This window comes from Endozoicomonas sp. ALE010, assembly GCF_049310165.1.
Taxonomy (GTDB): Bacteria; Pseudomonadota; Gammaproteobacteria; order Pseudomonadales; family Endozoicomonadaceae; genus Endozoicomonas.
In genome coordinates this window covers 133,847-147,467 of record NZ_JBLYNV010000001.1, presented here as the reverse complement: position 1 = coordinate 147,467, position 13,621 = coordinate 133,847, and the positions used below count along the sequence as shown (strand labels likewise).

The 13,621-nt window shown below is 48.1% G+C and carries 14 protein-coding genes; 6 read left to right on the top strand and 8 right to left on the bottom strand.

The window, feature by feature from the left end:
* Positions 1-72 precede the first annotated feature (72 nt).
* Both hflD and mnmA read right to left on the bottom strand, forming a co-directional pair.
* Entirely contained in the window at positions 73-684 is a 612-nt protein-coding gene (gene hflD / locus ACO6UY_RS00495) for a high frequency lysogenization protein HflD (protein ID WP_422444953.1), read from the bottom strand.
* Between the two features lie 57 nt (positions 685-741).
* Positions 742-1,863 (bottom strand): tRNA 2-thiouridine(34) synthase MnmA, encoded by a 1,122-nt coding sequence (mnmA, locus tag ACO6UY_RS00490; RefSeq protein ID WP_422459101.1) that lies wholly within the window; start codon positions 1,861-1,863, stop codon positions 742-744.
* 310 nt (positions 1,864-2,173) lie between these two features.
* Between mnmA and icd the strand changes: the two genes are divergently transcribed.
* The 3 genes from icd to clpA all read left to right on the top strand — a co-directional run bounded on the left by icd (position 2,174) and on the right by clpA (position 6,505).
* The gene (gene icd, locus ACO6UY_RS00485) at positions 2,174-3,430 is read left to right on the top strand and encodes an NADP-dependent isocitrate dehydrogenase (protein WP_422459103.1); all 1,257 of its coding nucleotides are present in this window, start codon (positions 2,174-2,176) and stop codon (positions 3,428-3,430) included.
* Between the two features lie 388 nt (positions 3,431-3,818).
* Positions 3,819-4,175 (top strand): ATP-dependent Clp protease adapter ClpS, encoded by a 357-nt coding sequence (gene clpS, locus ACO6UY_RS00480; protein ID WP_101748546.1) that lies wholly within the window; start codon positions 3,819-3,821, stop codon positions 4,173-4,175.
* 20 nt (positions 4,176-4,195) lie between these two features.
* Positions 4,196-6,505, top strand: a complete 2,310-nt coding sequence (clpA, locus tag ACO6UY_RS00475; protein ID WP_422444949.1) for an ATP-dependent Clp protease ATP-binding subunit ClpA — start codon at positions 4,196-4,198, stop codon at positions 6,503-6,505.
* A gap of 37 nt (positions 6,506-6,542) precedes the next feature.
* Here the strand turns inward: clpA and infA are convergent, their stop codons facing one another.
* The 3 genes from infA to aat form a co-directional block, all read right to left on the bottom strand.
* Entirely contained in the window at positions 6,543-6,761 is a 219-nt protein-coding gene (gene infA, locus ACO6UY_RS00470) for a translation initiation factor IF-1 (protein WP_020583463.1), read from the bottom strand.
* A 102-nt stretch (positions 6,762-6,863) separates the two neighbouring features.
* Positions 6,864-7,571, bottom strand: coding sequence for an arginyltransferase (locus ACO6UY_RS00465; RefSeq protein ID WP_422444946.1), 708 nt, complete (start codon positions 7,569-7,571; stop codon positions 6,864-6,866).
* On the bottom strand, positions 7,571-8,287 hold the full coding sequence (gene aat / locus ACO6UY_RS00460) for a leucyl/phenylalanyl-tRNA--protein transferase (protein WP_422444944.1): 717 nt from the start codon (positions 8,285-8,287) through the stop codon (positions 7,571-7,573). Before aat ends, ACO6UY_RS00465 begins: the two co-directional genes overlap by 1 nt.
* A gap of 374 nt (positions 8,288-8,661) precedes the next feature.
* On the opposite strand from aat, the gene ACO6UY_RS00455 reads away from it, so the two are divergent.
* Positions 8,662-9,057 (top strand): hypothetical protein, encoded by a 396-nt coding sequence (locus ACO6UY_RS00455; protein WP_066016598.1) that lies wholly within the window; start codon positions 8,662-8,664, stop codon positions 9,055-9,057.
* A gap of 34 nt (positions 9,058-9,091) precedes the next feature.
* On the opposite strand, the gene ACO6UY_RS00450 is transcribed toward ACO6UY_RS00455, so the two are convergent.
* Positions 9,092-9,217 carry a hypothetical protein gene (locus ACO6UY_RS00450; RefSeq protein ID WP_422444942.1) on the bottom strand — a complete coding sequence of 42 codons (126 nt, stop codon included), beginning with the start codon at positions 9,215-9,217 and terminating at the stop codon, positions 9,092-9,094.
* 85 nt (positions 9,218-9,302) lie between these two features.
* Between ACO6UY_RS00450 and ACO6UY_RS00445 the strand changes: the two genes are divergently transcribed.
* Complete coding sequence (locus ACO6UY_RS00445; protein WP_422444940.1) at positions 9,303-9,581, top strand: 4a-hydroxytetrahydrobiopterin dehydratase; 279 nt, start codon at positions 9,303-9,305, stop codon at positions 9,579-9,581.
* A gap of 528 nt (positions 9,582-10,109) precedes the next feature.
* Here the strand turns inward: ACO6UY_RS00445 and ACO6UY_RS00440 are convergent.
* Positions 10,110-11,045: a YiiX/YebB-like N1pC/P60 family cysteine hydrolase gene (locus ACO6UY_RS00440; RefSeq protein WP_422444938.1), complete on the bottom strand. Its 936-nt coding sequence runs from the start codon at positions 11,043-11,045 to the stop codon at positions 10,110-10,112.
* Positions 11,046-11,227: 182 nt separating this feature from the next.
* On the opposite strand from ACO6UY_RS00440, the gene ACO6UY_RS00435 reads away from it, so the two are divergent.
* A complete protein-coding gene (locus ACO6UY_RS00435; protein ID WP_422444936.1) occupies positions 11,228-11,821 on the top strand; it encodes a DUF1285 domain-containing protein in 594 nt (197 codons plus the stop codon).
* A 22-nt stretch (positions 11,822-11,843) separates the two neighbouring features.
* Here the strand turns inward: ACO6UY_RS00435 and ACO6UY_RS00430 are convergent, their stop codons facing one another.
* Positions 11,844-13,502, bottom strand: a complete 1,659-nt coding sequence (locus ACO6UY_RS00430) for an electron transfer flavoprotein-ubiquinone oxidoreductase (protein WP_422459169.1) — start codon at positions 13,500-13,502, stop codon at positions 11,844-11,846.
* Positions 13,503-13,621 lie beyond the last annotated feature (119 nt).

Below are 13,621 nucleotides of genomic sequence, written 5' to 3'. Positions count from 1 at the left end.
GGGAGATCACAGGCAGTTTTCCGATGCAGTGGATGGGTCAGGCACCGGGAAGTGCCCTTTGAAATTCAGCTATTACAGTCGCTTGAGGCCATCAAGTAACTTGCTTCGGCTGATGAACAGGTGCCAGCGACTGCCACCACACTGACGCCAGAGGGCGGCAGAGCGGATACCGGCTAGCAGGATGGCTCTGATCCGGTTAGCGTTAACCGGGTTCTGCAGGTGACGCATATCGCCAGCCACCTGTATCCGGGTTTTAAAGGTGCTGATGGTATCCAGGTAGATGCTGGCCAGGCTGGCAATCACATTGTCATGCAGCATGCCAAAATGTTCGACCTGTTCTTTGGTTCTGTTGAGACGCTCACCGATGGTGTTCAGCATCTTCCGGTTACGACTCAGCTTTTTCTCAATGTGAATCAGGGCCAGGGCATAGCGGATAACATCCCCCTGAATCGCGGAGCTGTCCCTGCTTAACACGGACTCCAGGGTTTTTCGCCCCTTGGACAGACCATTGAAACCACCGTAAACTTGGGAGACATCATCCGGTGAGGTGACAAAAATACTGTGGATGGATGGGGTCAGAGCCTCTTCACTCCATTGCCCGGTCCTGGCCAGCTTGTCTACCAACTCTGCGGCCTGGAACACGCCAGATAATGCCGCCGCCTGGTCCTTTGTAGAATATCGCACCAATCTTCTTCTCTGGGATTTCCGTTGTCGTTGATAAGATTTTCAGGTTCGTGAAGGTCAAGCTGACGCTTGTGTTCGTGTTTCAATAACACCGCCGCCAAGGCAAACATTCTCACCATAAAGGTCATCATAAAAGACCACCGACTGGCCCGGGGTAACTGCCCGTTGCGGCTGATCAAAGATAACCCGGTAATCACCGCTGGCTTCCTGGGTAAGCGTGCAATCCTGATCCTGCTGGCGATAACGCACTTTTGCCTTGAGCTGACAGGGCATCTGTGGCGCTTTTCCTGAAACCCAGTCGATGTGCGAGCAGGTCAGGCTATCTGAGAAGAGCAGGGGGTGATCCTTGCCCTGGCCAGCGATTAGCACATTTCTTTCAAGGTCTTTATCAAGTACATACCAGGGCGCTTCATCGGCATTTTTCAGTCCGCCGATCCCAAGCCCCTGTCTCTGGCCAATGGTGTGGTACATCAAACCCGAGTGTTCACCAATCACCTTGCCATCTTCCGTTTCAATAACGCCAGGTTGTGCTGGCAGGTACTGCTGCAAAAAGTCCTTGAATCGGCGCTCGCCGATGAAGCAGATGCCGGTGCTGTCCTTTTTGTTATGGGTGATCAGACCGTGCTCTTCGGCAATGCGTCGAACTTCAGTTTTTTCCAGGTCACCGACCGGAAAGAGAGTGCGGGCAATCTGTTGTTCGCTTACCGCATGGAGGAAGTAGGTTTGATCTTTACTGTTATCAACCCCTTTCACCAGATAGCTATGACCATCACGATCCACACGACGGCAGTAATGCCCCATCGCTATGTAATCGCTGCCGAGGGTGAATGCGTAATCCAGAAAGGCTTTGAACTTGATCTCTTTATTGCACAGGATATCCGGATTCGGAGTTCTGCCGTTTTTGTATTCATTGAGAAAATGTTCGAAAACATTATCCCAGTATTCAGCGGCAAAATTGGCTTTATGTAAATGAATGCCAAGTTTGTCACAGACGGCCTGGGCATCGGCCAGATCGGTCATTGCGGTGCAGTATTCAGACCCGTCATCTTCCTCCCAGTTCTTCATAAAAAGTCCTTCCACCTGGTAGCCCTGCTGTTGCAGAAGCAAAGCGGATACGGACGAGTCAACACCGCCGGACATGCCAACAATCACTTTGGTTTGGGAGGGATGTTTTATCACTGGGGTATACTGCCACCTGTCAAAAATAGCTGGCCATTTTACCTTTCCCGCTAAATAAGCGCCATACCGATGGAAATTTATAGTGGTAAACGCAGATGCCGGTTTCGCTTTTGTAACAAAACTTCGTTTATTCCTGGCTAAGGATGGTATATGGTATACGCGTTTTTGTGCGGTCAGCTTGCCGTTGTCAGCAGTGCTTTTATCCTGCTGACACTGCTGTTGGATATGGCTGCATGCTTTAAATAACGACAAGAAGCGTTGAACCAGTCTTTGATCTGGCTAAACCGATGATTAGAGAACGGAGTTGATAATGGGATACCAAAAGATCAAGGTGCCTGCCAACGGTGACAAAATCACTGTCAACGAGGACCTCTCCCTGAATGTTCCCGATACCCCTGTCATACCTTATATTGAAGGTGACGGTATTGGTGCTGACGTTTCACCAGCAATGCTGAAAGTTGTTGATGCTGCTGTGAAGAATGCCTACAAAGGGCAGCGCAAAATCGAGTGGATGGAGGTTTTCTGCGGTGAGAAGGCTACTCAGGTTTACGACGATAACACCTGGCTTCCGGAAGAAACACTTGAGGCTCTCAAAGAGTATGTTGTCAGCATTAAAGGCCCACTGACAACGCCGGTTGGTGGTGGTATTCGCTCGCTGAACGTGGCTCTTCGTCAGGAGTTGGATCTGTTTGCCTGCATTCGTCCTGTGCGCTGGTTCAAGGGTGTGCCAAGCCCGGTAAAAGAGCCGGAAAAAACGGATATGGTGATCTTCCGTGAAAACTCGGAAGATATCTATGCAGGTATCGAGTGGCAGGCTGGCAGTGCTGAAGCCGAAAAGCTGATCAACTTCCTGCGCAATGACATGGGCGTTACCAAAATCCGGTTTGAGCAAGATTGTGGTATTGGGGTCAAGCCTGTTTCAAAAGAGGGCACCGAACGTCTGGTGAAGCAGGCAATTCAGTTTGCCATCGATAACAACCGTAAATCCGTTACCCTGGTTCACAAGGGTAATATCATGAAGTTTACGGAAGGTGCCTTCAAGGATTGGGGCTATCAGACAGCTGTTGAATACTTTGGCGGCCAGCCTCTGGATGGTGGTCCATGGCATACTGTCAAAAACCCGAATACCGGTGAAGATATTGTTATCAAGGATGTGATTGCTGACGCTTTCCTGCAACAGATTCTCCTGCGCCCGGCAGAGTATGATGTCATTGCCACCCTGAACCTGAATGGTGACTACATTTCTGATGCGCTTGCTGCCCAGGTAGGTGGTATCGGTATTGCTCCTGGTGCCAATATCGGTGCGCCAACGGCCGTTTTTGAAGCCACCCACGGTACTGCTCCAAAGTATGCAGGCCAGGATAAGGTAAACCCGGGTTCCGTCATTCTTTCTGCTGAAATGATGCTTCGACACCTGGGTTGGAGTGAGGCGGCAGATCTCATTATCAAGGGTATGGATGGTGCTATCGGTGCCAAGACCGTTACCTATGATTTTGAGCGACTGATGGAGGGTGCAACGTTAGTCAAGTGCTCAGAGTTTGCCGATGAAATAATTAACCACATGTAAGTTTTCAGTTAACTTTTCATCAGTTAAAGCCGGAAATTCATTTCCGGCTTTAATATTTTATCCCCCCTTTTTTTATTGTACTTTCCACGTTTATCTCCTGTTGTTGTGAGTCGCCCGATCAATTTTCGAAAGTCGGTCATTGTGATTTGCTCCAGTATCTTTAGAATGAGAAGAGAAATCCTGGCAAATTTGTCAATTTCTTAGTAGGTGTGCACTAATTTATCTTCTGTCATCAAATGTCTGTAAACCGTGCCGATCAGTATTTTGTGCTCGTTGTTTTTATGATTAGCTTTTATGATTGGCAGTAGTAAATACTTGCGGTGCCCTGAGTGTGCTGTTGGTTACCAGACAGTTAAGTTACAAATCGAAGGTTGGCAGTCATAAAACCATGAGTAATCTCGAACTGTTTCGTCTAAGCTTGCAAAAAGAGGGAGAGGAACAGGAAGGTGATCTGAGCGTTGCAGTCGTTCCGGAAAAAACCAGACTGGCTCCCCCTCCCATGTATCAGGTCTTGCTCCTGAATGATGATTTTACACCAATGGATTTTGTTGTTGAGGTACTGGAGAAGTTTTTCAGTATGCCAGAAGGGAAGGCGACTCAAATTATGCTGATGGTACATACCCAGGGAAAAGCCGTTTGTGGTGTATACAGCAAGGATGTCGCGGAAACCAAGGCTCAGCAGGTTAATGAATATTCCAGAGAAAACGACCATCCCCTGCTGTGCAAGACAGAAAAGGCCGATTAGCGTTTTCAAGGTTACACCATATGCTTAACAAAGACCTCGAAGCAACACTGAATAATGCATTTAAAGACGCCCGCGATAATCGTCATGAATTTATGACGGTTGAGCATCTTTTACTTGCTTTGCTTGATAATGAATCCGCAGCCAGAGTCCTGGTTTCCTGCGGAATTGATCTTCATAAACTTCGCCAGGACCTCACTGAGTTTGTCAGCTCAACGACCCCATTAATCCCCGGCGATGACCATGAGCGTGAAACGCAGCCAACACTTGGCTTTCAGCGAGTACTGCAGCGTGCTGTTTTTCATGTGCAAAGCTCCGGTAAAAAGGAAGTGACCGGTGCTAATGTACTGGTCGCTATTTTCAGTGAGCAGGAAAGCCAGGCTGTCTACTTCCTGAAGCAACAAGATGTGGCCCGCATAGACGTTGTTAATTTTATTGCCCACGGAATATCCAAGACGCCGGGTCAGGAGCTCGAAGAGCTTGGTCATGATCTGTCTGATGATATGGAGCCGGAGAGCAACAGTGGTGGCAGCAGCAAGAACCCCCTCAAACTGTATGCCACTGATCTGAATGATCAGGCGCGTCTTGGCAGAATTGATCCCCTGGTTGGTCGGGCTGAAGAAGTAGAGCGGGTCTGCCAGATTCTTACCCGTCGCCGGAAAAACAACCCTTTGCTGGTTGGCGAGGCCGGGGTAGGGAAAACGGCCATTGCTGAAGGCCTGGCCCGTCGGATTGTTGATGGTGACGTGCCTGAGGTTTTGTCCAAGGCTGTTGTTTACTCCCTTGACCTGGGTTCGCTTCTGGCCGGGACCAAGTATCGTGGTGATTTTGAAAAGCGTTTCAAGCAGTTACTGAGTGAACTCAAGAAACTGGATCATGCGATTCTCTTTATCGATGAAATTCATACCATCATTGGTGCAGGTGCAGCTTCTGGCGGAGTGATGGATGCCTCAAACCTTCTGAAGCCAATGCTGACTTCCGGCGAGCTGCGCTGTATCGGTTCTACCACATTCCAGGAGTTTCGTGGGATCTTTGAAAAAGATCGGGCACTGGCAAGAAGATTCCAGAAAGTGGATATTGTCGAACCCAACGTTGAAGACACCTTCCAGATACTGCTGGGACTGAAGAAGAAATTCGAAGAGCATCATGCTATCAAGTATCAGGATGAAGCCCTGAAAGCGGCGGCCGAACTGGCAGACCGCTACATTAATGATCGTCATATGCCCGATAAAGCCATTGATGTTATTGATGAAGCAGGGGCGTATCAGCGGCTTCAGCCTGAGTCCGAACGGAAAAAAGTTATTGATGTCGATGATGTGGAAAGGATTGTCGCCAAGATGGCCAGGATTCCGCCAAAGTCTGTCTCTTCCTCTGACAAGGAATTGCTTGGCAAGCTTGAGCGCAATCTGAAAATGGTGGTGTTCGGACAGGACGAGGCGATCACTTCATTATCCACTGCTATCAAGCTTTCAAGAGCAGGCCTCAAGGCACCTGAAAAACCCGTTGGCTCCTTCCTGTTTTCCGGACCAACCGGTGTCGGCAAAACAGAAGTTTGTCGCCAACTGGCAAAGGCCCTGGGTATTGAGCTCGTGCGCTTTGATATGTCTGAGTATATGGAAGCCCACACTGTCTCACGCCTTATAGGGGCACCCCCGGGTTATGTCGGGTTTGACCAGGGCGGTCTGTTAACAGAGGCCATCAATAAAACGCCGCACTGTGTGCTGTTGCTCGATGAAATAGAGAAAGGCCACTCCGATGTGTTTAACCTGTTACTGCAGGTTATGGATCATGGCACCCTGACGGACAACAATGGTCGTAAGGCTGATTTCAGAAATGTGATTCTGATCATGACCACCAATGCCGGTGCTGAAAACATGACCAGAAGCTCCATGGGCTTTCTTGAGCAGGATCATACCACTGACGGCAATGAGGCCATTAAGAAAACCTTCACGCCTGAATTCAGAAATCGTCTGGACGCCATTATTCCTTTTGCCTCACTCAATGATGAAATTATCAAGCATGTGGTTGATAAATTCCTCACTGAGCTCCAGGCTCAGCTGGATGAGAGGCGCGTGCAGCTGGATGTTGATGACAAGGCTCGCAGCTGGCTGGCGGAGAAAGGGTTTGATCGCCAGATGGGTGCAAGGCCTATGGGGCGGGTTATTCAGGAACACTTGAAAAAGCCCATGGCGGAACAGATTCTGTTCGGAAAGCTTGCCGAGCATGGTGGTAATGTAAAAGTAACCGTTCGCAAGGGAGAGTTGTACCTCAAGTTTGAGGCAGCGAAAAGCCGTGCTTCCGATCTGGAGGCAATTGATGGTGGGGCAGGTTAGAAGACAGCGGGTAGGTGCTCAGGGGTGAGCACCGCTGTTAGCGAGAACGGTAAGTGATACGGCCTTTCGTCAGGTCGTATGGCGTCAGTTCTACCTTTACCCGGTCGCCAGTCAGAATGCGGATGTAGTTCTTGCGCATTTTTCCGGAGATGTGCGCGGTAACAACATGGCCATTTTCCAGTTCTACACGAAACATCGTATTAGGAAGGGTGTCAATAACGACACCCTCCATTTCCAGACTCTCTTCTTTTGCCATTAAATAACTACCTCAAAGGGGTTGGTACGGCTTGGTTAAATTTGTTGGGCATTCTGCCTGAAAACAATTGGTAAAGCAAAGCACCCTTTACTGTCAGTCGTATTATTTCAGTTGTCGCCATTCCTGACTGACATAAAGCTCCAGAGGGCGGTATTCGATTTTGTAATTCATTTTCTGGCATTTCCGGATCCAATAACCCAGATGGAGATAGGGTAGCCCGAGTTTTCTGGCATGATCGATAAGCCATAAAATACAATATCGACCAGGGCTGCGTTGTGAGCAATCCGGATCGTAGAAGGTGTAAATTGCGGAAAGACTGCTGCGTAAATGATCTACCACCGATACTGCAAGCAGTTGTCCGTCCAGACGGAACTCATAAAATGCGGTAAATTCGGTGCTTTCAACCAGAAAAGAGGTGTACTGGTCAATCGTTGCAGGATACATATCACCATCCTGGTGGCATTGATTGATATACTTTTCATAGAGCAGATAATGCTCATCCTGAAAGTCTGCAGACACCTTGGCAACCCTGAGTGCAGAGTTGCGATTCCAGGTCTTTCGCTGCGTTCTTCTCATTTGAAAGGCATCTACAGGGATTCTTGCCGGTATGCAGGCCCTGCAGCGGTTGCAGTGTGGGCGGTAAATATGCTGGCCACTTCGTCGAAACCCAACGTCGGCAAGATCACTGCACAACTCTTTGTTCAGCGGAATTTCCGGATCCATAAATAGTGTGGTTGCCTGCTCCTCTGGCAGGTAACTGCATTCATGGGGTTGTGTGGCATAAAATTTGATATTTTTGTACTGGCTCATTATCGAAGGTCATTCCATTGCCATTCCTGTTTCCAGTCTGAACAGGAAGGTGTCTGTGAGCAATAGCGGTCCAAATAATCTACAAATCTGGATCTTGAAATCAATTTTGCCCCAAGAGAGTCCAAATGGTCTGAATAGACCTGACAATCAATCAGTTCAAACTGCCAGGCTAAAAGTTGTTCAGAAAGGGCTGCCATGGCGATTTTGGAAGTATTGCTCTCTCGGCTGAACATGGATTCCGCGAAAAAAATTCGCCCTTGAGCTACCCCATAAAGCCCTCCAACCAGCCTGTCTTCTTGCCAGACCTCAACAGAGTGTGCATGCCCGGCATCATGCAAAGCTGTGTAGGCGTCAATCATCTCATCGGTAATCCAGGTTCCTTCTGAGTCCCTGCGGATACTTGAGCAGGCCGTTATAACCGCTGCAAAGTCGTCATCAAAAGTAACCCGGTAGAGCTCTTTTCGCAGCAGCTTGCGTAATGATCTGGATAAATACAGCTCTCCCGGTTTCAACACCATTCGTGGGGAGGGTGACCACCATAAAATAGGATCGCCCTCATTAAACCAGGGAAAAATGCCTTGCTGGTAAGCCATTACCAAAGTGTCCACCGCAAGATTGCCCCCAATAGCCAAAAGCCCGTCCGGCTGTTTAAGCGCATGCTCAAGGGGAGGAAAGCTGATAACATGGTCCGGCAAAAGTGTTATTGTCTCAGGCATTGTCTAACGTGTTGTTTTATCAAGCTGTTGAGTGCATTGGTGCAGTATCAGGATTACTGCTCCCATCAGAATACCCTATAACCCGGGCTTAGCCCATGAATTTGCAAGTTGGCCATGTATGGCTGCAATTTGGTAAAAAATTCCCTAGACAGGCAAAGTTATCTGTTCATTTTTCAGATAAGCCTTTCAATATGTCTTTTTATGTATTAGACTCCGCCACCTAGTCTACTGATATTCTGCTTTTAACCAGCCGCTTAATGAAGAATAACTCATATCTTCTTAATATTTCTCTCGCTTCAGTGCGTAACTCTCGCGCTGGTGGAAGCTTTTTATTAATTCCTATCTTATAAAACTCCCCGGAGGTAATCGAATCTATGGGTACCCTGAGCATGGGCGGAAGCATTGATACAAGCAGTGAAATGGATATCATTGAACAGCAACGCCTGGCAGCTCTTATTGAAATTACAGAGCAACACAATCGGGAAGTAAGCCAGCTCAAATCGCGCCTGGAAACTGCCGAGAAGAAAGCTGAAAAAGCTGCTGCCCAGCTGAAAAACATGGAAAATGAACTGAAAGATCTGAGAGCCAGCAATCCTGATCGAATGAAGAAGCAGATCAAGCGTCTTCAGGAACAGAATCGCACGCTTACTGGTGAAAACAGTGGTCTGAAAACCAAACAAAAGCAGCTTACCCAGCAGCTGAATACCGCAACTCAGGAGCTTGAGCAGCTGAAGTCTGAAGAGGCTGAAGCAGAAACTGAGAAGGCGTAATTCCTAACCTGGATTACTGGTGACTCCTGGCAGTTCAGTAGGCATCCGGCAACCGCTTACCCCGTGCTTTGGGTTGTTGCCGGTAAGGCACCGCAAGCTTCTTGCAGGTATAGACTGCCTCGCAGGGTCTGTGCACTTTCTCCACAGCATGACCAGACAATTTGCATACCTGCATTTCTGATGCCATCCCCTTATATTTGAATTAGACTGAATTTCGGTTTTTATTCAATAACAGGAGTGCACGTATGAATGACTGGGTTTCCTGTCAGTATGACAGCATTGATCATATTGAAAAATCCTTCGACTTTAAAAAATACTCTCGAGCTTTGGCATTCTGTAACGCCATTGCCTGTCTGGCCGAATCTCATGTCCACCATCCGCGAATTGTTATTGAGTGGGGCAAGGTAACTATTGCCTGGGGAACCCATCAATCCGATGAGGGCAGTGGCGTGCTGGCTATTGATCGGGCATTGGCACAGCGTTGCGATACTTTATATGAACAGATGAATACCCCTGTTTCCTGATTCTTATAGCTCTGGGTATTCTGCCCAGAGTTCGCTCCGTCTCAGTTCATGAATCGGTGCCTGTGTCCTCATGTTTTGAGAGTGGTTCTCCTTGCTTAAAATCACACGCCCAAATGGCGAGTGTGAGCCGTGAGCTATTGATTTCTTTGAATTTCTCTTAATATTATAAAATGATCTTAATCTTCAATGGACGTATTTTGATTCTGAATCATACTTACGATGCTGGTTTGATCGACTTCCCCCTACGAACAGATCAGTCTAGGTCAGTAATGACCTTGGTACTTGGATTGTGTACCTATGTTTCACTCCTAATGGTCTTAGCCCGTGTCTTCTTCCCCCAGAAGCGCGGGTTTCTTTTTGGTTGCCTTTTATGTTTCAGCTCTTGATCCTCGTGGCTCTTAAAGATCTTTAGTTGGTCAGGCGAAGAGTAAGTTGGCCGTGTCTACTTTTGTCTGCATGAACGGCTTTTCGTTTGTTATGCATCAAAAACCTGGAAAATGATTAAATGGCAGCATGCGCCTGGAGTGATCAGTGAGTTGAAACAGAGCCGCTCTCACCACTGTTTTTCTTATCAGGAGAGAGGGGAGCCGCATCACCCAAAACCTCATGATCCACAGTGCTTTCTTTCTGTAGCTGCTCAATTTGCTGGGAAGACATATAAAAATCCGCTTCTCGACCCTCCAGAACCCGCTGACCATGCCAGGGCAATAGTCGATAATCTGCGTGATGACTGTAATCGAGAAATGGATACTTGATAATCTGAAAGTAGGGGGAGTAATCAAAGTCACGGGGCGTGCACAGCTTTGGATTTCGTTGAAAGAGTTGTACGCCGGCATCGCCATCGTGTTTAACCAGGGGCAGGATGGGAAAGTGGATAAAACTAAAAGCTTCAGCAATCATGGTTGAGCAGACGGTTTTTGTTTCCTGACCCGGAGAATGCTGAAATAACGAGGAGCCAAGTCTTCTGGGCAGGAAAGAGTAGGGGAAGAAGAACCGGGCAAGATCAAGAATCTGCCTGACATTGTAATCCATACCCAGGCGGCTGGTTGCGTAGTGTATGACTTTCTGGCTGTCACTGTAGCTCAGACCTTTAGGTCGGCATATCCGCAAATGCTCCCCTTCATAGTTTTTCAGGGGCTGGATGGCGGTACCGATTCCCAGTTCACTCTCAATAATCAGTTGTTCATCAGGGGAGCCGCCATAGGATTCACTGACAATCTGGCGAATTCTGTCATCCTCAATGTCGTGTAGTCGGCCAAGGTAGAGCATGGCATGGGACCAGGGGCTTTGAGTTGTTTGCTTAATAACCCGGCTGACTCTGGATCTTCCTTCAACCAACAGAACATCGCAGGGCTTAATTTCATGCCTGACACGTTCAAAATCACACAGGGGGCTTGTTCTTTCCTGAACGTTGTGGCTTAGCCAGTCTGTAAGGCATCCCGCAACCATTTTGAAGAGTTCCATACTCCAGTCCTGAGCCAATCTTTATTTCTTTATGTTAGCATTGGTTATTCTTGACATTATGAATTGAGATAAAATTGACATTTTTTCATGAGTACATCTGCTTGATGGCAAGCACCCTGAAAAACATCAAAAAGCTGTTATTACCAAATAAGGCATAATAATGGGCTGAATAGCCAGCAAGCATGGGAGTATGCTTTGTGAACAATGGATCAAAGCCGGAAAATATTGTGGCAAATCTGCAGTTTTTGAATAAGAAAAAAGGATTGCCTCCTGTACACAGTTGGAACCCTCCTTTCTGTGGTGATATTGATATGCGCATCAGTCGGGATGGCCGTTGGCACTACAATGGCTCCCCCATTGGCAGGGAATCAATGGTGAAGCTGTTTGCTTCAGTTCTCAGGCATGATGATGATGGCCATTACTACCTGGTTACTCCGGTAGAAAAAGTAAGAATCCAGGTGGATGATGCGCCATTTGTCGCGGTTTCTGCAGAGGTTCGTGATGGTGCGAATGGTCCTGAATACCTTTTTACCACCAATGTTGGTGATGAGGTAGTGCTAAGCAATGAACACGATCTGAAAATGATCAAAAGTATGAAAACCGGAGAATTCGTGCCTTATATCCGGGTTAGAGATCGACTGGATGCATTGGTAAATCGCAATGTGTTTTACCAGTTAGTGGCAGAGGCCGTTGAAACCCGGGTGACTGAGGGGATAGAGTTAAGCATTCGCAGTCAGGGGCAAAACTATTCCCTGGGAGTTGTTGAGGGTGGCTGAGCCACCCTCATTGCAGGAAAACTCACATGTTTGGATAATTCGGGCCGCCAGCACCTTCCGGGGCAATCCAGGTGATATTCTGAGCGGGATCCTTGATGTCACAGGTCTTACAGTGAACGCAGTTCTGGCTGTTGATCTGAAACCGGTTTTCTCCGCTATTCTCGTCCACCACAATCTCATAAACCCCGGCAGGGCAGTACCTTTGTGCTGGCTCATTATAAGCCGGAAGGTTTTGCTTAAGCGGAATGGTTGCGTCTTTAAGCTTCAGGTGACAAGGCTGATCCTCCTCGTGATTGGTATTCGAGAGGAACACTGAACTCAACCGGTCAAAGGTGATCACACCATCAGGTTTTGGATAGTTGATGGGGCTGGACTCTGCCGCTGGCTTGAGCTGGGCGTAATCCGCAGTGGTATCGTGCAGGGTGAATGGCAATTTGCCATTGAAAATATTGAGGTCTGCAAAGGCAAAGGCAGCACCAAAGATGTTACCAAATTTATGCATGGCCGGACCGAAGTTCCGCTGTTGATGCAGTTCTTTATAAAGCCAGGACGCTTTGAATGCCTCATCAAAGGATTCCAGTTTATTGCCGCCCTCAGAGCCTGCACTCACCGACTTGAACACTTCTTCTGCCGCAATCATGCCGGACTTCATGGCGGTATGGGAGCCTTTTATTTTGGCACCATTCATGGTTCCAGCGTCACAACCAATCAAGAGTCCGCCCGGAAAAGTCATCTCAGGTAATGACTGTGGCCCACCTTTGGCCAGTGCTCTTGCACCATAGGAAACCCGTTTTCCACCTTCCAGGTATTGTTTGATAACAGGGCTCTTTTTGAACCTCTGGAACTCTTCAAAGGGGCTAAGATGCGGATTTGAATAGCTCAAATCGGTAATAAGGCCCAGTACTACCTGATTATTCTCCAGATGGTAGAGGAATCCGCCACCGGTAGACCCGCTTTCAGCCAGTGGCCAGCCGGCAGTATGAACCACCAGGCCCTGTTGATGCTTCTCGGGTGCGATATCCCACAGCTCTTTAATGCCGATGCCGTAATGTTGAGGATCACGCCCTTCATCCAGCTTAAAATGGCTGATAAGTTGCTTGCCCAAATGCCCGCGGCATCCTTCGGAAAAGAGTGTGTATTTGGCGTGCAGCTCCATACCTGGCATAAAGCTGTCTTTCTCGTCACCGGAAGCTGAAATCCCCATATCTCCGGTGGCAATGCCCCTGACACTGCCATCGTCGTTAAACAGCACTTCCTGGGCGGGGAATCCCGGGAAAATTTCCACCCCAAGTGACTCGGCCTGCTCCGCCAGCCAGCGGGTGAGATTGCCGAGACTGATGATGTAATTGCCTTCATTGTGCATGGTTTTAGGCACAAACAGGTTGGGTACTTTTATGGATTTTTCTTCAGAACGAAGTACATAAATATCATCGGATGACACTGGAGTATTTAACGGCGCACCCAGCTCTTTCCAATTGGGAAACAACTCATTAAGCGCCGTTGGTTCAAAAACTGCCCCCGAGATGATATGAGCGCCAACTTCGGAGCCTTTCTCAACAACGCAGACACTGAGTTCTTTGTCCTGCTCCTGAGACAATTGCATCAGCCGACAGGCGGCTGACAAGCCGGAAGGGCCTGCACCCACGATAACGACATCAAATGCCATGGATTCGCGTTCCATGATGAGCTTCCTCCCTGTCGGAGTGTTATTTTCAGAACGGTATTCAAACAACTGTTTGAAATTGTTTGGCATTATACTCAGTGTTTCCCTAAATGGACAACACGTCATTAGTTATTAAT